The 21429-nt window shown below is 58.2% G+C and carries 18 protein-coding genes; 8 read left to right on the top strand and 10 right to left on the bottom strand.

Features of this window, described 5'->3' with window-relative positions; all coding sequences use genetic code 11:
* Positions 1 to 133: 133 nt before the first annotated feature.
* Positions 134 to 2317, bottom strand: a complete 2184-nt coding sequence (gene uvrD / locus ACZRMH_RS13810; RefSeq protein ID WP_464013849.1) for a DNA helicase II — start codon at positions 2315 to 2317, stop codon at positions 134 to 136.
* A 506-nt stretch (positions 2318 to 2823) separates the two neighbouring features.
* Between uvrD and hexR the strand changes: the two genes are divergently transcribed.
* Both hexR and ACZRMH_RS13800 read left to right on the top strand, forming a co-directional pair.
* Positions 2824 to 3690: a transcriptional regulator HexR gene (gene hexR / locus ACZRMH_RS13805; RefSeq protein WP_153377631.1), complete on the top strand. Its 867-nt coding sequence runs from the start codon at positions 2824 to 2826 to the stop codon at positions 3688 to 3690.
* 210 nt (positions 3691 to 3900) lie between these two features.
* Complete coding sequence (locus tag ACZRMH_RS13800; RefSeq protein WP_464013848.1) at positions 3901 to 4113, top strand: PA3496 family putative envelope integrity protein; 213 nt, start codon at positions 3901 to 3903, stop codon at positions 4111 to 4113.
* On the opposite strand, the gene ACZRMH_RS13795 is transcribed toward ACZRMH_RS13800, so the two are convergent.
* Positions 4055 to 5017 carry a LysR family transcriptional regulator gene (locus ACZRMH_RS13795; protein WP_464013847.1) on the bottom strand — a complete coding sequence of 321 codons (963 nt, stop codon included), beginning with the start codon at positions 5015 to 5017 and terminating at the stop codon, positions 4055 to 4057. The genes ACZRMH_RS13800 and ACZRMH_RS13795 overlap by 59 nt on opposite strands.
* A gap of 190 nt (positions 5018 to 5207) precedes the next feature.
* Here ACZRMH_RS13795 and ACZRMH_RS13790 point away from each other — a divergent pair, with 190 nt between their 5' ends.
* The 4 genes from ACZRMH_RS13790 (at position 5208) to ACZRMH_RS13775 (ending at position 10265) form a co-directional block, all read left to right on the top strand.
* On the top strand, positions 5208 to 6623 hold the full coding sequence (locus ACZRMH_RS13790) for an acetyl-CoA carboxylase biotin carboxylase subunit (RefSeq protein ID WP_122783536.1): 1416 nt from the start codon (positions 5208 to 5210) through the stop codon (positions 6621 to 6623).
* Between the two features lie 11 nt (positions 6624 to 6634).
* Positions 6635 to 8443 carry a sodium-extruding oxaloacetate decarboxylase subunit alpha gene (oadA, locus tag ACZRMH_RS13785; protein ID WP_464013846.1) on the top strand — a complete coding sequence of 603 codons (1809 nt, stop codon included), beginning with the start codon at positions 6635 to 6637 and terminating at the stop codon, positions 8441 to 8443.
* A gap of 224 nt (positions 8444 to 8667) precedes the next feature.
* On the top strand, positions 8668 to 9993 hold the full coding sequence (locus ACZRMH_RS13780) for a HipA domain-containing protein (RefSeq protein ID WP_464013845.1): 1326 nt from the start codon (positions 8668 to 8670) through the stop codon (positions 9991 to 9993).
* Entirely contained in the window at positions 9990 to 10265 is a 276-nt protein-coding gene (locus tag ACZRMH_RS13775) for a helix-turn-helix domain-containing protein (protein ID WP_464013844.1), read from the top strand. The genes ACZRMH_RS13780 and ACZRMH_RS13775 overlap by 4 nt, the downstream gene beginning before the upstream one ends.
* 55 nt (positions 10266 to 10320) lie before the next feature.
* On the opposite strand, the gene ACZRMH_RS13770 is transcribed toward ACZRMH_RS13775, so the two are convergent.
* Genes ACZRMH_RS13770 through ACZRMH_RS13760 form a run of 3 tightly spaced genes read right to left on the bottom strand, consistent with a single transcriptional unit; the run spans position 10321 to position 12101 of the window.
* The gene (locus tag ACZRMH_RS13770; protein WP_464013843.1) at positions 10321 to 11001 is read right to left on the bottom strand and encodes a GNAT family N-acetyltransferase; all 681 of its coding nucleotides are present in this window, start codon (positions 10999 to 11001) and stop codon (positions 10321 to 10323) included.
* A 14-nt stretch (positions 11002 to 11015) separates the two neighbouring features.
* On the bottom strand, positions 11016 to 11465 hold the full coding sequence (locus tag ACZRMH_RS13765) for an N-acetyltransferase family protein (RefSeq protein ID WP_464013842.1): 450 nt from the start codon (positions 11463 to 11465) through the stop codon (positions 11016 to 11018).
* 6 nt (positions 11466 to 11471) lie between these two features.
* Positions 11472 to 12101 carry an FMN-binding negative transcriptional regulator gene (locus ACZRMH_RS13760; RefSeq protein ID WP_464013841.1) on the bottom strand — a complete coding sequence of 210 codons (630 nt, stop codon included), beginning with the start codon at positions 12099 to 12101 and terminating at the stop codon, positions 11472 to 11474.
* Positions 12102 to 12190: 89 nt separating this feature from the next.
* On the opposite strand from ACZRMH_RS13760, the gene pdxR reads away from it, so the two are divergent.
* The gene (pdxR, locus tag ACZRMH_RS13755; RefSeq protein ID WP_464013840.1) at positions 12191 to 13738 is read left to right on the top strand and encodes a MocR-like pyridoxine biosynthesis transcription factor PdxR; all 1548 of its coding nucleotides are present in this window, start codon (positions 12191 to 12193) and stop codon (positions 13736 to 13738) included.
* A 58-nt stretch (positions 13739 to 13796) separates the two neighbouring features.
* On the opposite strand, the gene ACZRMH_RS13750 is transcribed toward pdxR, so the two are convergent.
* From ACZRMH_RS13750 to aspA, 5 genes are all read right to left on the bottom strand, one after another.
* Positions 13797 to 14834 (bottom strand): histone deacetylase family protein, encoded by a 1038-nt coding sequence (locus ACZRMH_RS13750; protein WP_464013839.1) that lies wholly within the window; start codon positions 14832 to 14834, stop codon positions 13797 to 13799.
* Between the two features lie 140 nt (positions 14835 to 14974).
* Positions 14975 to 15967, bottom strand: a complete 993-nt coding sequence (locus ACZRMH_RS13745) for an AraC family transcriptional regulator (RefSeq protein ID WP_464013838.1) — start codon at positions 15965 to 15967, stop codon at positions 14975 to 14977.
* Between the two features lie 51 nt (positions 15968 to 16018).
* A complete protein-coding gene (locus ACZRMH_RS13740) occupies positions 16019 to 17023 on the bottom strand; it encodes an asparaginase (RefSeq protein ID WP_464013837.1) in 1005 nt (334 codons plus the stop codon).
* Positions 17024 to 17079: 56 nt separating this feature from the next.
* Complete coding sequence (locus ACZRMH_RS13735; RefSeq protein WP_464013836.1) at positions 17080 to 18501, bottom strand: alanine/glycine:cation symporter family protein; 1422 nt, start codon at positions 18499 to 18501, stop codon at positions 17080 to 17082.
* A 411-nt stretch (positions 18502 to 18912) separates the two neighbouring features.
* Positions 18913 to 20337, bottom strand: a complete 1425-nt coding sequence (gene aspA, locus ACZRMH_RS13730; protein WP_016782935.1) for an aspartate ammonia-lyase — start codon at positions 20335 to 20337, stop codon at positions 18913 to 18915.
* 180 nt (positions 20338 to 20517) lie between these two features.
* On the opposite strand from aspA, the gene ACZRMH_RS13725 reads away from it, so the two are divergent.
* Positions 20518 to 21423, top strand: coding sequence for a LysR substrate-binding domain-containing protein (locus ACZRMH_RS13725; RefSeq protein ID WP_464013835.1), 906 nt, complete (start codon positions 20518 to 20520; stop codon positions 21421 to 21423).
* The last annotated feature ends 6 nt before the right edge of the window (positions 21424 to 21429 follow it).

The following is a 21429-nucleotide window of genomic DNA, read 5'->3' as shown; positions in this document are numbered from 1 at the left end:
GCGGGCTTGCTCGCGATTGCAGCTCCTCGGTGTGTCAGAAGAACCGAGTTGTATGTATCGCGAGCAAGTCCGCTCCCACAGATGTTGATCAGTCGTTAACCCACCCTATCCCCGGAAAGCTGTCGGGTTGCTGTCAGACCGCTTCAAGTTTGGCGTAGCCCATCATCAGCCACTTGCTGCCTTCCGAGAAATTCACCTGCACCCGCGCCTGTGCGCCAGCGCCTTCGAAGTTGAGGATGACGCCCTCGCCGAAGACCGCATGCTTGACCATCTGGCCGAGTTTGAATTCGGTTTCGGGGATCTCCGAACCACCAAACAGGGTGCTGGCGCTCTGCTTTTGACCGCCGCCGAAAGGGCGACTGACACTGTTGGACAGTCGAACTTCCTGGATCAGGCCTTTAGGTACTTCGCGCACGAAGCGTGAAACCTTGTTGTAGGTTTCGCTGCCGTACAGACGTCGGGTTTCGGCGTAGGTCATGACCAGATTTTGCATGGCGCGGGTAATGCCCACATAAGCCAGGCGTCGTTCCTCTTCAAGGCGGCCGGGTTCTTCCAGGCTCATCTTGTGCGGGAACAGGCCTTCTTCCATGCCCACCAGGAACACGTACGGAAATTCCAGGCCTTTGGCGCTGTGCAGCGTCATCAGCTGAATACCGTCTTCATGCTCTTCGGCCTGGGTATCGCCAGCTTCCAGCGAGGCATGGCCGAGGAAGGCGGCTAAAGGCGACAGCTCTTCGTCTTCGTCATTATTTTCGAAGTTGCGCGCTGCGCTGACCAGCTCCTCAAGGTTTTCTACCCGGGCCTGGCCTTTTTCGCCTTTTTCCGCCTGATGGTAGGCAATCAAGCCGCTTTGCTCGATTACGGTTTGGGTCATCAGATGCAGAGGCATGTCCATGACTTTTGCCGCGAGGTTTTCGATCAGCTCCATAAAGCCGGCAATCGCCCCCGAAGCACGACCGGGCAGGGCCTTATTGGCGATCAGCTGGCGCATCGCTTCCCACATCGACACATCGCTGTGGCGTGCGTGTTCGCGAATGGCTTCGACGGTTTTTTCGCCGATGCCACGGGCCGGTACGTTAATCACCCGTTCTAGCGCTGCATCATTGCCGCGACCTTCGAGCAGGCGCATATAGGCCATGGCATTTTTGATTTCCGCACGCTCGAAGAAGCGTTGGCCACCATAGATGCGGTACGGGATACGCTCGCGCAGCAAGGCTTCTTCAAGTACCCGCGACTGGGCGTTGGAGCGGTACAAAATGGCGATATCGCTGTGGGCCATACCGGTTTTCAGGGCGCTTTCGATAGTCTCGACCACGTAGCGCGCTTCGTCGTGTTCGTTGAATGCGGCGTACAGGTTGATGGCTTCGCCTTCGCCGCCGTCAGTCCACAGTTCTTTGCCCATGCGCCCGGTGTTGTTGGCAATCAGGGCGTTGGCGGCTTTGAGGATGCCTGCGGTGGAGCGATAGTTTTGCTCCAGGCGAATGGTCTCGGCGTCCGGGAAGTCGGTTGAGTACTGGTAGATGTTTTCGATTTTCGCGCCGCGCCAGCCGTAGATCGACTGGTCGTCATCGCCCACCACCATCAGGCTGTCGCCGCCCTGGGCGAGCAATCGCAGCCAGGCATATTGAACGGCGTTGGTGTCCTGGAATTCGTCCACCAGGATGTGCCGGAAGCGCTTCTGGTAGTGCGCCAGCAAGCCCGGGTTGTCGCGCCACAGGTCCAGGGCACGCAACAGTAGCTCGGAGAAGTCGATCACTCCGGCGCGCTGGCACGCGACCTCATAGGCCTCGTAAATATTGCGCATGGTGGCCAGGAACAAGTCACCGCTGGCCTGGATATGTTTGGGGCGCAGGCCTTCGTCTTTTTGGCCGTTGATAAACCATTGCGCCTGACGCACCGGCCAGCGCTGTTCATCGAGCCCCAGTTCGCGGATCACGCGTTTGACCAAGCGTTGCTGGTCATCGCTGTCGAGGATCTGGAAGGTCTGGCTGAGCCCGGCTTCTTGCCAGTGAGCCCGCAGCAGGCGGTGAGCCAGGCCGTGGAAGGTGCCAACCCACATGCCGGCCGGGTTGATACCCATCAGCTGCTCGATGCGATGGCGCATCTCGGCAGCGGCCTTGTTGGTGAACGTCACCGACAGGACTGAGTGTGGGGACGCGTTTTCGACCTGGATCAACCAGGCGATACGGTGCACCAGCACACGGGTTTTGCCGGAACCTGCGCCGGCCAGAACCAACTGACGCCCGACACTGGCCGTGACGGCCTGACGTTGGGCATCGTTGAGAGAATTTAACAAGAGAGAGAGATCATCGCGCATCGGGGCATTTTAGGGGCTGTTGGCCTTTGATTGCTAGCCGCGTGGCGGTCTTGGGCCGAGCGGTCAAAAAGGACGGCGGTAAATGCTGTCGACGTGTTTCATCTAATGTAAGGGTGCCTGTGCGTCTGGTCGCGGGTATTGCTTGTGTATGCACGGGCGACTTTTGGGCTCATCTACTGATAAGAATTTTGCCGATGGTTCAGAGTTTAAATTCGTCGACCAGATGGAGTTCCGTATCGAGAATACTGACGGCTACCTCAACAGTAGTTGGCGTGATCACGACATAGAGCTGCAGGTCCTTTAATCCCTGTGCAAATGTGCCACGAGCGTATTGATGTAGTGACAAATGGCTCTTTTCAGACAAAACCCAGGTTTGAGCTAGCCTTCAGCCCACTAAGGCCGTATATGCCCAGTGGTCGTTTCGCTGGGCGTGCCGCAGCTCATGTAGTATAACTACAAGATTGCTACATCCCGGCGCCCGCCGCTTACAGACCGAGTCCAGCCCTTTGAACCTGCTGCAACATATCGCCCAGTCACGCCACCTGTTACGTAAATCGGAACTCAAGGTCGCCGATCACGTGCTGCTTGATCCTGCGGCTGTAATGCACAGTTCCATGGCCGACCTTGCCCATAGCGTTGGTATCAGCGAACCCACCATCGTGCGCTTTTGCCGCGCGATTGGCTGTTCAGGTTTCCAGGACTTGAAACTCAAGCTGGCGCAAAGCCTGGCAGCAGGGGCCAGTTTTGGTCAGTTCGCAATTCACGAAGACGATTCGGTTGCGGACTACAGCCTGAAAATTTTCGACACTACGCTGCATACCTTGATGGACGTGCGCGAGAAGCTCGATCCGGTTGCATTGCAGCGTGCAGTGACGGCCATGTCGCAAGCGCAGCGGGTTGAGTTTTATGGCTTTGGTGCTTCCGGTGCCGTGGCCGCGGATGCTCAGCACAAGTTTTTCCGTTTGTTGCTGACCGCCGCCGCGTACTCCGACCCGCATATGCAAGCGATGTCGGCCGTGACCTTGAAGCCTACCGATGTGGCGATTTGCATCTCCCAGTCGGGGCGTTCCAAAGACCTGCTGATTACCGCCAATCTGGTGCGTGAAAGCGGTGCGACCTTGATTACTCTGTGTCCGAGCCAGACGCCGTTGGCGGAACTGGCGACCATCAATCTGGCGATTGACGTGCATGAAGACACCGAAATCTATACACCGCTGACCTCGCGTATTGCCCACCTGGTGGTGATTGACGTGCTGGCGATGGGCGTTGCCATGGCCCGCGGCCCGAGCCTGGTCAACCACCTCAAGAGCGTCAAGCGCAGCTTGCGCAGTTTGCGTCTGTCGCCTAAATCGCTGAAAAGCCACGAAGATTAAGTTCGCACAAAATCCACTGTGGGAGCGGGCTTGCTCGCGATGGGATCGCCGTGGTCTCAGATATATCGCGGCGTCTGAATCGCGAGCAAGCCCGCTCCCACAGGGTATGTAGATGCCTCCAGCTTTCATTCCTCTGTCATCTCTTCTTCGCCAAGTCGTCACAAACAACGTGCATTGTGAAACTCCCGTACACGCCTTGGGAGACTCGAAATGGCTCAGCCTTACGAAGAACGCAATAGCGCCGTCAAAACCCGCCGCCAGCAAGAAGACCAGCGCCGCATGGCCTTCCGCCGTGCGATTGAAGACCATACGAGCCAGCGCCAGTTGCGCCTGGAAACCTCTGACTACCCGGATCTGGGTTCGATCAACTACTGGCAGGCTGCGTCGGCAAGTGACCGTCGAAGCGCTCAACCAGCGCGCTGATCTGCAGGCGCTCACTGCGGATAAAACCCAGAAAGGCATGCGCCACCGGTGACAGGCGTTTGGCTTTGGCCTGCACCACGCACCAACTGCGATACAGCGGCAACTCCTCGACCGGCAGCTCACGCAGCAGGCCGGTCGCCAGCTCCAGGCTGACGGCGTGGCGTGTTAACAGCGCCACGCCCAATCCGGCCACCGCGCATTCGCGCTGTGACTCGTTGGACGATACCTCTAGCGTCTGATTGAAGTGCACGCGCTTCTCCTTGAAATATTCCTCACACGCCATGCGCGTGCCCGAACCCTGCTCGCGCATCAGCAGGGTATAAGGCTCCAGATCCTGCAACCGCAACGGCCCTTGCATGCACAGCGGATGATCGGCGGGTACAACGGCGACAATCGGGTTATTCAGGAATGGCAGAAATTCCAGGCCCATGTCCTGGGGCACCATCGACATGATCACCAGATCGTCGCGGTTATCTGACAGCCGACGAACGGCTTGCGCCCGATTGACTACCGTTAGCTGCAAATTGACTTCCGGGTGCTGGCGCTTGAAGGCGGCAAACAGATGCGGGACGAAATATTTCGCGCTGGATTCGACGGCCAGTTTTAGTTGCCCCTGCAATGACCCGAGCATGTCCGAAAGCTGCATATCGAGGTTTTCCAGGCGCCCGAAAATATCCCGGCTGGCCAACTGAAGCGCTTCAGCGGCCTCGGTCATGTACAGCTTTTTGCCTACGTAATCGAACAAAGGCTGGCCAATCAGCTCTTCAAGCTGACGAATTTGTAGACTTACGGCGGGTTGTGTCAGCGACATTTCTTCTGCTGCACGGCTGTAAGAGCGTAAATCACAGACTTCGTTGAACACCTGTAATTGACGAAAAGTGATACGCATCAATGACTTACGCATTTTTATAAAATTATCCGAAGCGACAAGTGATCTGACTATAAGTTGTTACTTATGCACGACCCAAGAATTATTGATTTTTGTTTATCGCTGCGTGGGTCTAGTGTGACGACACAACGGTTCAGACACATTTGGACACGTGCCGACCTGGTCTAGCAGGTCGTTTGTTCCATAGGCTTTAGGGAAAATCCAAGTGATAAAAAAGATCCTGATCGCCAACCGCGGAGAGATTGCCGTCCGCATCGTGCGTGCCTGTGCCGAGATGGGTATTCGTTCCGTGGCGGTCTACTCCGAAGCGGATCGCCATGCGTTGCACGTCAAACGTGCCGATGAAGCTCACAGCATTGGCGAAGACCCGCTGGCCGGTTATTTGAACCCGCGCAAGCTGGTGAACCTGGCCGTTGAAACCGGTTGTGATGCACTGCATCCCGGTTATGGTTTTTTGTCGGAAAACGCCGAACTGGCTGATATCTGCGCCGAGCGCGGGATCAAGTTCATCGGCCCGGCCGCAGAAGTCATTCGCCGCATGGGCGACAAGACCGAAGCGCGTCGCAGCATGATCAAGGCCGGTGTACCGGTTACGCCGGGCACCGAAGGCAACGTTGCCGATATCCACGAAGCCTTGCTCGAAGGCGAGCGCATCGGTTACCCGGTGATGCTCAAGGCCACCTCGGGTGGTGGCGGTCGCGGGATTCGTCGCTGCAACAGCCGTGAAGAACTGGAACAAGCCTTCCCTCGAGTCATCTCGGAAGCCACCAAGGCCTTTGGTTCGGCTGAAGTGTTTCTCGAAAAATGCATCGTCAACCCCAAGCACATCGAAGCGCAGATCCTCGGTGACAGCTTTGGCAACGTGGTGCATCTGTTTGAGCGCGACTGCTCGATTCAGCGTCGCAACCAGAAGCTTATCGAAATCGCCCCAAGCCCTCAGCTGACCCCGGAACAGCGCGCCTATATCGGCGACCTGTCAGTGCGCGCAGCCAAGGCCGTGGGCTACGAGAACGCCGGTACCGTGGAGTTCCTGCTCGCCGAAGGCGAGGTGTACTTCATGGAGATGAACACCCGGGTGCAGGTGGAGCACACCATCACCGAAGAAATCACCGGCATCGATATTGTTCGCGAACAAATCCGCATCGCCTCCGGCCTGCCGTTGTCGATCAAGCAAGAAGACATTCAGCACCGCGGCTTTGCCCTGCAGTTCCGGATCAACGCTGAAGACCCGAAAAACAACTTCCTGCCCAGCTTTGGCAAGATCACCCGTTACTACGCGCCCGGCGGTCCTGGTGTGCGTACCGACACGGCGATCTACACCGGCTATACCATCCCGCCGTATTACGACTCCATGTGTCTGAAACTGGTGGTGTGGGCCCTGACCTGGGAAGAAGCGATGGACCGTGGTTTGCGCGCCCTCGACGACATGCGTCTGCAAGGGGTCAAAACCACCGCCGCGTATTACCAGGAAATCCTGCGTAACCCGGAATTCCGTAGCGGCCAGTTCAACACCAGCTTCGTAGAAAGCCACCCTGAACTGACCAACTACTCGATCAAGCGCAAACCCGAAGAGCTGGCCCTGGCCATCGCTGCCGCCATCGCCGCCCACGCAGGCCTGTGAGGAAAAGAATAATGAGCAAGAAGATCTTCGTAACCGATACCATCCTGCGTGACGCTCACCAGTCGCTGCTGGCCACCCGCATGCGCACTGAAGACATGCTGCCGATCTGCGACAAGCTCGACAAGGTCGGCTACTGGTCGCTGGAAGTCTGGGGCGGCGCCACCTTTGACGCCTGCGTACGCTTCCTGAAGGAAGACCCATGGGAGCGTCTGCGCCAACTGCGTGCCGCTTTGCCTAACACCCGCCTGCAAATGCTGCTGCGTGGCCAGAACCTGCTGGGCTACCGCCATTACAGCGATGACGTGGTCAAGGCCTTCGTCGCCAAGGCGGCGGTTAACGGCATCGACGTATTCCGTATTTTCGACGCCATGAACGACGTGCGTAACCTGCGTGTTGCCATCGAGGCGGTCAAGGCTGCCGGCAAACATGCCCAGGGCACCATCGCCTATACCACCAGCCCGGTGCACACTACCGAGGCGTTTGTGGCTCAGGCCAAGCAAATGGAGGCCATGGGTTGCGACTCGGTAGCCATCAAGGACATGGCGGGCCTGCTGACTCCTTACGCCACTGGCGAACTGGTCAAGGCGCTGAAGGCAGAAATCACCCTGCCGATCTTTATTCACTCCCACGACACCGCCGGTCTGGCCGCTATGTGCCAGCTCAAAGCGATCGAGAACGGTGCTGATCATATCGACACCGCGATCTCCAGCTTCGCATGGGGCACCAGCCACCCAGGCACCGAGTCGATGGTTGCCGCCCTTAAAGGCAGTGAATACGACACCGGTCTGGATCTGTCGCTGCTGCAAGAAATTGGCATGTACTTCTACGCAGTGCGTAAGAAGTACCACCAGTTCGAAAGCGAATTCACCGCGGTCGATACCCGCGTTCAAGTCAATCAGGTGCCGGGCGGGATGATTTCCAACCTCGCCAACCAGCTCAAAGAGCAGGGCGCCCTGAACCGCATGAGCGAAGTGCTGGCCGAAATCCCGCGCGTGCGTGAAGACCTCGGCTACCCGCCGCTGGTGACCCCGACTTCGCAAATTGTCGGCACCCAGGCGTTCTTCAACGTGCTGGCCGGCGAGCGTTACAAAACCATCACCAACGAAGTGAAGCTTTACCTGCAAGGCGGCTATGGCAAGGCGCCGGGCGTGGTCAACGAGCAGCTGCGTCGTCAGGCCATCGGCAACGAAGAACTGATTGACGTGCGCCCTGCTGACCTGCTCAAGCCGGAAATGGTCAAGCTGCGCGCAGAGATCGGTGCCCTGGCCCAGTCGGAAGAAGACGTACTGACCTTCGCTATGTTTCCGGATATCGGTCGCAAATTCCTCGAAGAGCGTGCTGCAGGCACCTTGACCCCGGAAGTATTGCTGCCGATTCCAGAGGCAGGTGGCGTCACCAAGGCCAGCGGTGAAGGCGTACCGACTGAATTCGTGATCGACGTACACGGTGAAAGCTACCGCGTGGACATCACCGGTGTGGGCGTCAAGGCTGAAGGCAAACGTCACTTCTACCTGTCCATCGACGGCATGCCGGAAGAAGTGGTGTTCGAACCACTCAACGAATTCGTTGGCGGCACCTCAAGCAAGCGCAAGCAGGCGAGTGAGCCGGGCCATGTCAGCACGGCCATGCCGGGCAATATCGTTGATGTGCTGGTCGCCGTTGGCGACGTCGTCAAGGCGGGCCAGTCGGTGCTGATTACCGAAGCGATGAAGATGGAAACCGAAGTACAGGCCGCCATCGCAGGCAAAATTGTCACCATTCACGTCATCAAGGGCGACCGCGTTAACCCGGGCGAAATTCTGATCGAAATCGAAGCCTGATAGCGCCTTTGATGTAAACGCTTTAAACCTCGGGGGAGCATGTGCTCCCCTTTTTTTTGTCTGGAGTGCTCTATCTGCAAATTAATGCAGATGAAGCGACGATAAAGTACTTATGTCTGCATTATAATGCATCCTGAAAGCAGGAAAAATATAATCAACTGCACTATATTGCATCCATTGGTCATTTTCCGATCTTTAATATGCATTAAAATGCAGGTATGAGCATGTTTCAGCTAACCCTTCAGCTCTACAGTACAGGCCAATGGCGGGACGCGATGACGCTGGTTTTTCCCGAGCCGGATAAAGGCCTGGATGGACCCTGCCGCTTTGGGTACAAGCAGGATTACCTGATGCAAAACCTGGAGGCCATCGAAAGCCCTTTTCGCTGCTCTGTGAGTGCTTGTGTGCCGCTTGAGTGGGATACGAAAATCCTGAAAAAAGCACCGGCGTTCTTGCACGACATTGCCCCGGCCGGGGCGGCGAAGAAAATACTGATCAAGCAAATAGGGCGGGAAAAGCCTGATGACCTGAATATTGACTTGTTTTTGCTCGGCCGCAGCACCCCTGCGCCGATAGGTCATCTGCGGATAAAGGAGTCGTTTGAACGGCTTGATAGCCGCACAGCCCTTGGCTTCTCCCGTCAGGACGTGATTGATCGTGACAACAGCTTCCTTGAGTACGCCCACGAGCAGGGAGCAGCGATTGGCGGCGCTACGGGAGCAGGTGGTGAGGCGCCCAAGTTACTGATGGCTGAGGGCGCAGGCGGGCTTTTGTACCCCGATGCCACTCTGGCGGACGCTGACGTCAAGCAGCACTGGTTTATCAAATTTGCCCGCAACCAGGCGCTGGAGTTGGACTGCGAAATCCTGCGTAGCGAATTTGTGTACTACAAGGCCCTGCAAACATTGGGTATCGAAACTGTTCCGCTCCAAGGGCTGGCGCTGGAGGAAGGGCGAAAGCCGAGCCTATGGATGCAGCGCTTTGATCGCCAGGTGACGGCGCAAGGTGTCGGCAGGATGGCAGTGGAGTCCATGTACTCCCTTACTCAAGTTACTGAGCCTGGCAGTGACATGACCCATGTCGAAGTGCTTGAGCGGCTGGCGACGCTTTGGAGGCAGGCTGGGCAGCAGGATCAGATCGCGGATCTGGTGGCGGAATATTTGCGTCGTGACCTGTTGAACAAAATCCTCGGCAACAGCGATAACCATGGGCGTAATACCGCAATTATTCGCGGGGTTGATTCGTTTCGTCTGGCGCCGATCTACGATTTGGCGCCCATGGTGATGGATCACGAAGGGATTACCCGCACCACCAAGTGGTCGCGGGATGTGGAGCGAGCAGGGCAAATAGATTGGCGCGGTGCCTGTGAGTCGCTAAGCGCGATTATTGAGCCGGGCATGGCGTTTGAGCGCCTGCGTGCTGATGCTGAACTGTTGCGCGCTCTGCCTGATTTACTGCGAGCTGAAGGGTTACCGGAACTGACAATGAATCATCCACAAATTGCGCTTAAAAATCTTGATCAGCGTTTGCGTGAATGGGGCTTGAAATGACCCTGAGCATTGATGCGCGCCAACTAAAAATCGAAGGCATTGAAGCAGATCTGGCTCAGGGCACAATCACCCTGGGCGAGGCGGTAAAGCGTTTTCGGGTTGATGTGACCGGATTGCAGCAAACCCAGTTTGCCCGCATGTGCAAAATCTCGGTTCGTACCCTGATCCAGATCGAGCATGGCGAAGGCAACCCCACCCTTAAATCCCTGAATGCAGTGTTCAAGCCCTTTGGTCTGCAAATGGGTGTGGTTCGCTTGCCGCGAAAATTTTAACCCCCTCCTGAGACAAAAACGCCCGACAGTCCTTGTCGGGCGTATTGATCATTTTTTATACAGCTAATGCCCTGCATTCTTCCAGAGTCTTTATTTGGCCGCTTTTTGGTTGGTTATCCAGTGCCAGCCATTTTTCGAAGCCTGCCGCTACAGTTGGCCATTCCGTACTGATAATACTGTACCACGTGGTATCGCGATTCTTGCCTTTGACCACCATATGCTGGCGAAAGATACCTTCGTATGTGTACCCCAATCGTACTGCGGTACGCTTTGAGCGAGCGTTGTCGTTGTTACACTTCCACTCCAGACGTCGGTTGCCCAGAGCGAAGGCCTCCTTGGCCAGCAGGTAGACCGCCTCGGTACTTTTCGGCGAACGCTGCATCGGGGCGCCGAAGGTGACGTGGCCGATCTCGATACGACCGTGCTCCGGCACGATGCACATCAAGCTGATCAAGCCTTGTGCCTCACCGTTCGCCTTGTCGATGACGGTATAAAAATGAGGATCGCGGCTGGCGGCATGGTTTTGCAGCCAGGCATCAAACTTCGGGCGCTCGTTGAAGGGGCCGTAGGGCAAGTAGTCCCAAAGCTTGGGGTCGCTGTCCGGCCCTTGTAAGGCTAGCCATAGTTCATCGCCATGACGTGTCGGGTCGAGCTTTTCCAGACGAATGAAGCGCCCTTCAAGCGTGCGGGTATCCGGTGTTTTGGCCGCCAGCCAGTGTTCTAGAGAGTCGGGCATTGCGCGTTCCTTATTTATGACAAGGTTTTGCGAAACTGGATAAAGCCGGGGCGCTCGGCAATGCGCTCATACAACTGGATCGCCGTGGCGTTGGTTTCCTGAGTCAGCCAATGGACTTTGGCACAGTCCCTGTCGCTGGCAGCGGCGTATACGTGCTCGATCAACTGGCGACCAACGCCCTTGCCTCGTACATCGGGGCTGACAAACAGATCTTGAAGGTAGCAGGCGTTCTTGATGCTCCAGTTGGTGCGGTGATAAACGCACTGCACCATGCCCACGGCTTGATCACCTTGCCAGGCCAGTGCCAGGGTGGTGGGTTCTACCGGGTCGAGAAAGCGCGTCCAGGTAGATTGGGTGATGTCGTCCGACAGCTCGGTTTTATAGAAGCGCAAGTAGGCTTGCCAAAGCGGTAGCCACTGTTCGCGATCGGCGGCGGTCGCGGGTTTGATCTGGATCTGGGTCATTTCTAGCTATTCCTTAACCATTAAATGAGCGAGTGCGTGGTCTTGCGAGTTGCTGTTGGCCAGAAGCCCCTGGCGTACGCCCGCCTGGTCGGCGGCGTCGCGGTTCTGGCTGAGTTTGCGTTTGCCGTCCAGGCGGGTAATGGGCAGGCGAAACCCCACAATCGCCTTGAGCATGCTGTCGATATAGTCCTGCGGCGCATCGCTGACCGCCCAGGGCTGGGGGCGATCGGCTTCGTGCTTGCTGCTCAGGCGGCTGACCAGCGCCAGCAAGCGCTCGGCATCATCGAAGACTTCTGCGCTGCCATAAGCATGTACGGCCAGATAGTTCCAGGTGGGCACGGCTTTGCCGTGTTCGGTCTTGCTGGGGTAGAAGGACGGGCTGATATAGGCCTGTTCGCCCGCGAAGATCACCAGTGCCTCGCTTCCTTCTGCCAGGTCCTGCCAATGTGGGTTGGCCCGAGCCAGGTGCCCGTACAACGTGCCGTATTGGCCTTCGTCCGGGTTCAACAGTAAAGGCACATGGCTGGCGAGCAAGCCGTGGCTGGCGTGAGTAACCAGTACGGGCAGGGGCGAGGCCTGCATCTGTTGGTGCAGGATTTGAACGTCGTCTACGGCGAAGGCGCGGGGTACGTACATGGAAATTATCCTTGGCGAATGGCTTCATCCTAGGCAGGCTATTGGTTGGTTGTAAGAGCCATTAATGGTCATTTTCATAGGTCCAATCCATGCCGGATTCAGCACTCTCCATCGCCTTTAACCCCGCCGGGATCGAGCTTGATCCCAAAAAGGGCCTGAGCCGCCAGCTGTATCAGGCATTGCGCCAGCGAGTGCTGGATGGTCGCTTGAGTGGCGGCTCGCGCTTGCCCGCCAGCCGTGACATGGCGGCTGCCTTGGCAATTTCCCGCAATAGCGTGGTGCGGGCCTATGACCAGTTGTATGCCGAAGGTTTTATTGAGGGGAGAGTTGGGGATGGCACTTACGTCGCAAAACTGCCCGAAAAAGCCTTGCCGCTGAAAAAGTTGTCCACCAACTTATCCACAGGGTTTTCAACAGGCTTATCCCCAGGGTTATCCACAAAACAGGGTGAATTACCTGTAATTACATCCAGTAAAGTTATCCACAGTACAGCCCTGAGCAGGGTTGCAACGCATGCATTAGACCTGCCGCCAAGTGGTGTTCCCCGAGCATTTCGAGTGGGGGTTCCGGCGTTTGACTTATTCCCTTTCGAGGTATGGAGCAAGCTGCAGGCGGCTTTTTGGCGTAAGCCGGACCTGCAGCAACTGTGTTACGGCGACCCGGCCGGGGATGAGCGTCTGCGTGGATTAATTGCGGCTTATTTGCGTACTTCACGGGGTTTATCGTGCACAGCTGAGCAAATTTTGATCACCAGTGGTGCACAGCAGGGAATTAGCCTTTGTGCACAGCTGCTGGTGGAGCCGGGTGAGGGGGTGGCTGTGGAAAACCCTGGCTACCGCGCAGCTGCCTATGCATTTGCGATTGCCGGGGCGCATGTGCAGGGCGTGGCGGTGGACCAGGACGGTATGGATTGCTCGGCACTGGCGCACTTGAGCAACTGTCGACTGGCCTATGTCACGCCCTCCCACCAGTACCCAAGCGGCGTCACCCTGAGCCTGGCCCGGCGCCTGGAGTTGCTGGCCTGGGCTGAGCGCACGCAGGGCTGGATTGTCGAGGACGACTACGATGGTGAATACCGTTACAGCGGCGCGCCGCTGGCTCCGCTGGCGGCATTGGATCGAAGCGGGCGGGTGATCTATGTCGGTACTTTTGGCAAGGTGGCTTTCCCGGCGTTGCGTCTGGGCTATCTGGTTTTGCCCAAGGGGCTGACCGAGCCGTTTGCCCGGCGTCGTTCGCTGGATATGCGTCATTCGGAGGTCAGTACCCAAGCGGTGATGGCCGAATTTATGGCGGCGGGGCATTTTCAGCGGCATATCCGCCGGATGCGTCGAGCGGCCCTGAGCCGTCGCGATGTGTTGTTGGCCAACTGGCCACAGGCGCTGGCGGAGGTTGGGGCCATGCCGGGTATTGCGGCGGGGTTGCATGTGGCGGTGCCGGTGGCGAGTTTGGCCCGTGAACAGGCACTGCTGGCGCAGGCCAGGGCAGTGGACGTGGAAATCAACGGGCTGAGCAGTTATTGGCTGCAGGATTCGAGTGAATCTGTGGATAACCGCGCGGGATTGGTGTTGGGATTTGCGGCGGTGCCGGAGGCGGATATCAAGGCGGCGTTGGGGCGGCTGGGCAAGGTTTGGCGGTGATGCAAAGTCAAAAGCCCCTCACCCTCTCCCGGAGGGAGAGGGGACTAAAGGGGTAGCTTTACACTGAGGTAGCGCTTTCAAACCCTTCCAGCACATTCACCGCATTCACGCCGATCTCCTCCACCGCATAACCACCTTCCATCACAAACAGCGTCGGCTTGCCCAGTCGTGCAATGCGTTCGCCCATGCGCAGGTAGTCCGGGCTGTCGAGTTTGAACTGGGAAATCGGGTCGTTTTTGAATGTGTCCACACCCAGTGAAACTACGATGACGTCAGCGTCGTAGCCTTCGATTTCCGCGCAGGCCAGTTCAAGCGCCGCACTCCAGCGATCCCATGCCGAACCCGCAGCCAGCGGGTAGTTGAAGTTGAAGCCTTCACCTGGCCCTTCGCCCAGCTCATCTGCATAGCCCAAAAAGAACGGAAATTCGGCCTCGGGATGGCCGTGGATTGAGGTGAACAGCACATCGTTGCGTTCATAGAAAATCGATTGCGTGCCATTGCCGTGGTGGTAGTCCACGTCGAGAATCGCGACCTTGTTGCGACCCTGATCGAGGAACGCTTGTGCGGCAATGGCGGCGTTGTTCAGGTAGCAATAACCACCCATCAAGTCACTGGCGGCGTGATGCCCCGGCGGGCGGCAAAGTGCGAAAGCGCTGCGGGCGCCGTTCTGGATTTCAGCCTGGGCGGTCAGGGCAACTTGCGCGGCACTGTAGGCTGCTTGCCAGGTGCCAGCGGTAATGGGCGCACCACCGTCGAAGCTGTAATAACCGAGCTGGCCGTGCAAGCTGGTGGGCACAACGGCGCGCAGGGTGCGGGCTGGCCAGGTGTAGGGCAGCAAGTCACCGTCGCGGCCATGTTCTGTCCAGCGATTCCAGGCACCCTGGAAAAAGTCTAGATACGCTGCACTGTGGATCCGCTCAATGGGGCCGCGACCGTAGTCCAGCGGTGCACGCACAGGCCCGAGTTCGCGGGTTTGTACACGCTGCAATATGTGGTCGGCCCGTGACGGCATTTCGAAGCAGGGCATCAGTTGCCCGTCCATCAACTCACAACGGCCATGATGCAGGTGGTGATCGTCCGAGTAGATCGTCAGCATTTTCTTGTTCTCCCAGGGCGTGAGCGGTTGGCTACAGTCTTGCGGCGTAGGGTGTTTGAGAGAACGGCAGGAGCGGCCAAAAGGAGATGTATATGGCCAAAATAGCTGACCGTAATTGGCCCCTGCCCATTGCGTCTGAATCAGGCGCGGAACTGACTGGGTGCGACCCCGCTCCAGCGCACGAACGCATGGCGAAAACTGGCGGTTTCACTGAAACCCAGGGTCTCGGCAATCTTGTATATGGGCCATTCGGTTTCGTTGAGCAGTAGTTTGGCCCGCTCAAAACGCAAGTCATCGAGCAGCGTTTGATAGCTGCAACCCACATCGTGTAAATGCCGGCGCAGGGTGCGCGGCGAGCAGTTCATTTGTTCGGCCAGCCCTTCTAGCCCCGGGGCCGCATGCAGTTGTGCGGCAAGTAACTGACGGATGCGCTCCAGCCAGGTTTGCCGCCCGGTGAATTCCAGGTTCTGTTTGCGACAACGCTCAGCCATCGCCTGATGGGTGACGGCGTCGGCCAGGGGCAGAGGCTGGTCGAGCCAGCGAGTAGCGAAGGCGAACCCGTTGCCACCAGCCTCGAACCGTCGCGGGCAGTCAAAGCTTTGCCCGTAGCTGGCGTGGTAGTCCGGTGCGCTATGGCCGAAACGTGCACCCAATAGCGGTAGCGGCTGGCCCAGCAGGTCTTCGCAAATCACCTTGAGCGAGACCAGGCACAGCTCGGTATTGAACACCGCCATGTGCGGACTCTCGGCATAGCCATTGGCGCAGAACCAGACTTGCTCGCCCTCGACTTCAAGGCTCAGCTCAAAAAGTGTTCCCAGCAGCGCCGGGTAGCGCAAGGCCAGGCGCAATGCGTCACCTAAGGTGGCACTGGTGAGCAAGGCGTAACCGAGCATGCCGTAGGACGACACATGCATGCGTCGCCCCAGCTCCAGGCCGATCTCGCGGCGCAGGGCAACCGCGTTGGCGCACACGCGCATTTCCTGATTGGTGGTGATGCGTGTGTCTGCGCGGCTCAAGTCCGCCGCCCGGATGCCGCTGCCGGCCAGCAGCGCTTCGCTGGGCAAGCCTTCGGCGTTGAAGGTGCTGAGCACCAGCGAAACCGCGTTGAGCGTTGTCAGATGAGAATGGAGCATGCTCACTTCCTGTGTGAAGGTTCAGGAAGTGAGCAAGTTATGTGCCGAGCGTTAAGCCAGTTCCCCGCACACGTCCAGTTCGATCAGGCGGCGGACTTCAGCCAGTGGCAAGTCCGCACCGAGCAAGGCATGCAGCTTGCCGAATACGGCCTCACGGGTCATGCCGCCACCCGACAGTACGCCAACCCCACGCAAGCGGCTGCCTGCTTCGTACACATCCAGTTCCACGCCGCCTTCATGGCATTGGGTAATGGCCACGACCACAATGCCGTTTTCCTGCGCCCGTTGCAGGCTGGCAAGAAAGTCCGGGTTGTCGCTGGGGCCGGTGCCGCTGCCAAAGCATTCGAGTACCAGGGCTTCGATCCCGCTGTTGAGCAGGGCATCGAGCTGTGGGGCACCCATTCCCGGTACCAACGGCAACACACCGACGCTGGCTTGGTGTTTGGGGTGGCTGTAGGCCAGTTCACTAGGCAGTGAAGTGGCCTTGGCCACGCCGCCGTTGCGCGTTAGCGCTACGAACGGGTTGCGACCAAAGCTGCGCACTTTGGCGCAGCGCGTCGGTGCCATCAGTTTGCCATGGAAGTACAGCTGAACACCGTGCGGTTGACCTTGACCCAGGGCTAGCAAAGCGCCGCTGACATTCTCCCAGGCATCGCTGTCGGGCACGCCGGCCGGCAGCATGGAGCCGGTAAACAGCACCGGGGCCGGCAAGCCCAGCAGTTGAAAGCACATTGCTGCAGCGCTGTAGGCCAGGGTGTCAGTGCCGTGCAGGAGCAACACTGAGTCGCAGCCATCCTGTTCGACGGCTTCGATGATCGCCGCACGCAGACGCAGCCAGTAGGCAGGCGTCATATTGGCGCTGTCGATCAGTGGGCTCATCTCGCGAAAGGACCACTGTGGCACTTTCAACTGCGGTTGGCTGGCGAGGTGCTCGCTCATGCGCGCTTCAAAGCCCGAGGCTGGCGCCAGGCCGCTGGCGCTGGCCTGCATGCCGATGGTGCCGCCGGTGTAGAGCACCATGACGTGTTGGGCGGTGTGATGAGTGGCTGCGGTCATTGTTGAGTCCCCATAAGCAAAAACGCGGCGGTTCTGGAGAACCGCCGCGTCAAGTATCAGCGTTTTGTTTCTTCGACCTTGGCGGCCGGTAGCGGCGGCCAGGCCTTCAGATCGAGATCCAGATCCGGGAATTTACTGGAATCGAACACCGGTGTCTTGATCCCCGCACGGCGCTGGTCATCGTAGTCCTTGAGCACGCGCATGCAGATCTTGAACAGCATCGCCAGGGCGATCAGGTTCACGAATGCCAGCATGGTCATGGTGATGTCAGCGAAGGCGAAGACGGTTTGCAGGTTTTCAATCGACCCCCAAACAATCAGCACCAGTACCAGGGCGCGATAGCCCATCAGCGCCTTGCGGCTTTCACCGACCAGAAAGCGCAGATTGTTTTCGCCCAGGTAGTAGTTGTAGAGCATCGAGGTGAACACGAACAGCGCCAGTGCCACGCTGATAAAAATGCGGCCCCATTCGCCCACTACAGCTGCCAGCGAGTTCTGGGTCAGGGCAATGCCGTCACCTTCAAAGCCCGGAGTGTAGAAGCCCGATAGCAAAATCAGCAGCGCGGTACAGGTGCAGATCACGAAGGTGTCGAGGAATACACTGAACGCCTGGACCACACCTTGGGCGATCGGGTGTTCAACATCGGCCACGGCGGCTACGTTCGGGGCGCTGCCCAGCCCGGCTTCGTTGGCGAATACGCCACGCTTTACACCCATCACAATCGCGCTGCCGATCAGACCGCCAAACACCGGGTCCATGCCGAAGGCGCTTTTGACGATGTGGCCCAGCATGGCTGGCACGTGGTCGAATTGCAGCACGATCACATACAGGGTGACCGCGATGTAAGCCAGGGTTTTGACCGGTACCAGCAGGTCGGCTACCGAAGCGATACGCTTGATGCCACCGATAAACACCAAGCCCAGCAGCACGGCAATGGCCACGCCGGTGTAGTTGACATCAAAGCCGAAGGCATCTTGCAGCGAGTGGGTCACGGCGTGGGCTTGCAGGCCCATAAAGGCAAAGCCGAAGGTGATCAGCAGCAGGACCGCCATCAACTTGCCCATCCACACTTTGCCCAGCCCGTGCTTCATATAGAAGGAGGGGCCACCGCGCAGTTGGCCTTCAGCGTCGCGACGCTTGTACAGCTGGCCCAGGGAGCATTCGATCAGGCTGCTGGACATGCCGACCAGTGCGGTCACCCACATCCAGAACACGGCACCGGGGCCGCCCAGGGTCACGGCGATGCCGACACCGGCAATGTTGCCCGCGCCTACGCGGCCAGCCAGGCTGAGCATCAATGCCTGAAACGAACTGAGTTGACCGGCGCTACTGCGCAGGCTGTCCTTGAATACCGCGAACATGTGCAGGAAGTAACGAAACTGAACGAAACGCGAGCGGATCGTGAAGTAGCCACCGAGCCCGACCATGAGCACGATTAGCACTTTCCCTGAGAGGAAGTCATTGATGACTTCAAGCATGGATTATTCCTCGCTGTTTTTATCTGATGGCAACACGGGCGGATCGAAATATCGCGTTACACCTGCTGGAGCAAGGCATAAACGTAGGCGATCAAGGCGACCCTGGCCATGTTGCTGCTTGGTTTACGATGCTGTTTCCGTGCAGTCGATGGCCGCTGGTGCTGGGGCCGGGCACAGGAAGAGGGGCGGCACTATACCTATGAGCGCAGGAAGCGTCTGCATAAGTGACTGAATTTTCATGTGTGAGTTGTCCGATATGACCTCGAACTATGCCCGATTTGGCTTCCACAGGATCTCCCACAGGCATCGAATAGCGGGCAAAAAAAAGGGCCTGCAGACGTATCTGCAAGCCCTCAAAAGGTGAGAGGTGTCTAGTCCCTCGACCTGGTGAGCGTAAAGCGTGTTACAGCATCAGGCCTTCAAAGGCACCAGACGCGGAGCAATCATGTTTTCCGGGCGCAGGATGTCGTCGAGCATGGCGTCGTCGAGCAAGCCTTCTTCGCGCACCAGTTCCAGTACGCCGCGGCCGCTTTCAAGGGCGATACGGGCAATACGGGTGGCGTTTTCATAGCCGATGTACGGGTTCAGTGCAGTCACCAGGCCAATCGAGTGCTCGACCAGTTCGCGGCAGCGCGCTTCGTTGGCAGTGATGCCGGTGATGCAATGTTCGCGCAGCATGTCCATGGCGCGTTGCAGCAGACGGATCGAGTCGAAGATCTTGAATGCGATCAGCGGCTCCATCACGTTCAGTTGCAGCTGGCCGCCTTCGGCAGCGATGGTCAGGGCCAGATCGTTACCGATGATCTGGAATGCAACCTGGTTAACGGCTTCCGGGATAACCGGGTTGACCTTGCCTGGCATGATCGAGCTGCCCGGCTGACGCGCTGGCAGGTTGATTTCATTGATGCCGGTGCGTGGGCCGCTGGACAGCAGGCGCAAGTCGTTGCAAATCTTCGACAGTTTGACCGCAGTACGCTTGAGCATGCCGGAGAACAGAACGAAGGCACCCATGTCGGACGTGGCTTCAATCAGGTCGGCTGCCGGTACCAGCGGGTGACCGCTGATGGTTGCCAGGCGGTTTACGGCCAGCATCTGGTAGCGCGGGTCAGCGTTGATGCCGGTACCGATGGCGGTGCCGCCCAGGTTCACTTCAGTCAGCAGCTCTGGCGCCAGTGTTTTCAGGCGGGCCAGGTCTTCGCTCAAGGTGGTGGCGAAGGCGCGGAATTCTTGACCCAGGGTCATAGGTACGGCGTCTTGCAGCTGGGTACGGCCCATTTTCAGGACGTGGCTGAACTCGACACCTTTGGCCGCGAACGACTGGATCAGGCTGTCGAGGCTGGCCAGCAGCGCGTCGTGACCCAACAACAGGCCCAGACGGATGGCCGTCGGGTAGGCGTCGTTGGTCGACTGCGCCATGTTGACGTCGTTGTTCGGGTGTAGGTACTGGTATTCGCCCTTCTGATGGCCCATGGCCTCCAGCGCGATGTTGGCGATGACTTCGTTGGCATTCATGTTGGTTGAAGTGCCAGCGCCGCCTTGAATCATGTCCACCACGAACTCTTCGTGGAAATCGCCGCGGATCAGACGTGCACAGGCTTCGCTGATGGCAGCGTGCTTGGCGTCGCTCAGATGACCCAACTCGCGGTTGGCGTCAGCAGCGGCCTGTTTGACCATGGCCAGGCCCACAACCAGCTTCGGGTAGTGCGAGATCGGAACGCCCGAGAGACGGAAGTTGTTCACCGCTCGCAGAGTCTGGATGCCGTAATACGCTTGAGCTGGTACTTCGAGTACGCCAAGCAGGTCTTTTTCGGTACGGAAAGATGCAGCGGAGGACATGATAGAAATCATCTCGATATGAACCCGGTCTGGGCCGGAACGCTGCGAATCCTAGGCCTGCAGACTATTTTGGGCCAATGCCTTTAAACACTATCCTATGCATAAACGGCATAATAGCGACGTGACGCGACAAGCGCGTCGAGCGTGTGACCCAATTTGGTGCGCGTCCGGGAGGACTCGATGAATCTCGAAAGTAAATGGTTAGAGGACTTCAGTGCCCTGGCTGCTACTCGCAGTTTTTCCCAGGCTGCGGAGCGCCGTTTTGTCACGCAACCGGCCTTCAGCCGACGTATTCGCAGCCTTGAAGCGGCGCTGGGGCTGACCTTGGTGAATCGTTCCCGCACCCCGGTGGAGTTGACTGCGGCCGGTCAGCTGTTTCTGGTCACGGCACGTACCGTGGTCGAGCAACTGGGCGAGGTGCTGCGTCACCTTCATCACCTCGAAGGCGGCCAGGGCGAGGTCATGCAAGTGGCTGCCGCGCACTCTCTGGCACTGGGTTTTTTCCCGCGCTGGATCGCTCAATTGCGCAACGAGGGGTTGAACATCGCGACACGTCTTGTTGCGACTAACGTCGGAGACGCCGTGCACGCTTTGCGTGAAGGTGGCTGCGATTTGATGCTGGCTTTTTACGATCCTGACGCGGCCTTGCAGATGGATCCGGAAATTTTCCCGTCCTTGCACCTGGGCAATACCGAAATGCTCCCGGTGTGCGCCGCCGATGCCGACGGCAAGCCGTTGTTTGATCTGGAAGGCGATGCCAGTGTGCCGCTTCTGGCCTACAGCGCTGGCGCGTTTTTGGGCCGCTCGGTGAATTTGCTGCTGCGCCAGCGCAGTCTGCGTTTCACCACTATTTATGAAACCGCGATGGCCGATAGCCTTAAAAGCATGGCGCTTGAAGGGCTGGGCATCGCCTGGGTGCCACGTTTGAGCGCCAGGGCTGAGCTGGAACGCGGTGAGTTGGTGATCTGTGGCGGGCCACAGTGGCATGTGCCGCTGGAGATTCGCCTGTACCGCTGCGCCCTGGTGCGTAAAGCCAACGTGCGGCTGCTGTGGCGCAAGCTGGAAAGTGGCACTCAGCCAGAATAAGCCTCG

The sequence above is a fragment of the Pseudomonas sp. B414 genome (assembly GCF_055408445.1).
Note: the sequence above shows the minus strand (reverse complement) of the source record. Positions and strands in the feature narration are given on the sequence as shown.

What these genes read in the sequence shown, in the direction of transcription:
- uvrD (WP_464013849.1), bottom strand. Translation starts at nt 2,317, where the DNA reads ATGCGCGATGATCTCTCTCTCTTGTTAAATTCTCTCAACGATGCCCAA.
- ACZRMH_RS13800 (WP_464013848.1), top strand. Translation starts at nt 3,901, where the DNA reads ATGGCTCAGCCTTACGAAGAACGCAATAGCGCCGTCAAAACCCGCCGC.
- ACZRMH_RS13795 (WP_464013847.1), bottom strand. Translation starts at nt 5,017, where the DNA reads ATGCGTAAGTCATTGATGCGTATCACTTTTCGTCAATTACAGGTGTTC.
- oadA (WP_464013846.1), top strand. Translation starts at nt 6,635, where the DNA reads ATGAGCAAGAAGATCTTCGTAACCGATACCATCCTGCGTGACGCTCAC.
- ACZRMH_RS13780 (WP_464013845.1), top strand. Translation starts at nt 8,668, where the DNA reads ATGTTTCAGCTAACCCTTCAGCTCTACAGTACAGGCCAATGGCGGGAC.
- ACZRMH_RS13775 (WP_464013844.1), top strand. Translation starts at nt 9,990, where the DNA reads ATGACCCTGAGCATTGATGCGCGCCAACTAAAAATCGAAGGCATTGAA.
- ACZRMH_RS13770 (WP_464013843.1), bottom strand. Translation starts at nt 11,001, where the DNA reads ATGCCCGACTCTCTAGAACACTGGCTGGCGGCCAAAACACCGGATACC.
- ACZRMH_RS13765 (WP_464013842.1), bottom strand. Translation starts at nt 11,465, where the DNA reads ATGACCCAGATCCAGATCAAACCCGCGACCGCCGCCGATCGCGAACAG.
- ACZRMH_RS13760 (WP_464013841.1), bottom strand. Translation starts at nt 12,101, where the DNA reads ATGTACGTACCCCGCGCCTTCGCCGTAGACGACGTTCAAATCCTGCAC.
- pdxR (WP_464013840.1), top strand. Translation starts at nt 12,191, where the DNA reads ATGCCGGATTCAGCACTCTCCATCGCCTTTAACCCCGCCGGGATCGAG.
- ACZRMH_RS13750 (WP_464013839.1), bottom strand. Translation starts at nt 14,834, where the DNA reads ATGCTGACGATCTACTCGGACGATCACCACCTGCATCATGGCCGTTGT.
- ACZRMH_RS13745 (WP_464013838.1), bottom strand. Translation starts at nt 15,967, where the DNA reads ATGCTCCATTCTCATCTGACAACGCTCAACGCGGTTTCGCTGGTGCTC.
- ACZRMH_RS13740 (WP_464013837.1), bottom strand. Translation starts at nt 17,023, where the DNA reads ATGACCGCAGCCACTCATCACACCGCCCAACACGTCATGGTGCTCTAC.
- ACZRMH_RS13735 (WP_464013836.1), bottom strand. Translation starts at nt 18,501, where the DNA reads ATGCTTGAAGTCATCAATGACTTCCTCTCAGGGAAAGTGCTAATCGTG.
- aspA (WP_016782935.1), bottom strand. Translation starts at nt 20,337, where the DNA reads ATGTCCTCCGCTGCATCTTTCCGTACCGAAAAAGACCTGCTTGGCGTA.
- ACZRMH_RS13725 (WP_464013835.1), top strand. Translation starts at nt 20,518, where the DNA reads ATGAATCTCGAAAGTAAATGGTTAGAGGACTTCAGTGCCCTGGCTGCT.